Raw genomic sequence first — 347 nt, forward strand, 5'->3', positions numbered from 1 at the left:
CCCCCCGCCCCCGGGCCCGGCGGCCCACCCCCCCCCCCCCGGCCCCGCCGCGGGGGGGGCCCGCGGGCCGCGGCCGGGTGGCCGCCCTCCATCAGCCGGCCGCCGTCTGCTGCACGATGCGGGTGACGTGCACCCGGGACGGGCACTCCAGCTTGTTCATCACCTGCCGCAGGTGGTTGACGACGGTCCACTCCGACAGCTCAAGGGAGCGGGCGATCTGCCGGTTGGTCATGCCCTCGGCCACCAGCTCCGCTATCTGGTGCTGGCGCGGGGTGAGCCCGGCCAGCCGGGCGTCGACGCCCGGGCCCGCCGCCGGCTTGGGCCCCCGCCCCCCCCCCCCCCGGGGG

1 protein-coding gene is annotated in these 347 nt (G+C 80.4%); it reads right to left on the reverse strand.

Going from position 1 to position 347, the window contains the following annotated elements:
- Positions 1-91: 91 nt before the first annotated feature.
- Positions 92-347: response regulator transcription factor (locus AAHZ94_RS35165; protein ID WP_349997700.1), on the reverse strand; the 256-nt coding region annotated here is incomplete at its 5' end.

Origin of the sequence: Streptomyces sp. HSW2009 (genome assembly GCF_040240285.1) — a bacterium.
GTDB lineage: Bacteria > Actinomycetota > Actinomycetes > Streptomycetales > Streptomycetaceae > Streptomyces.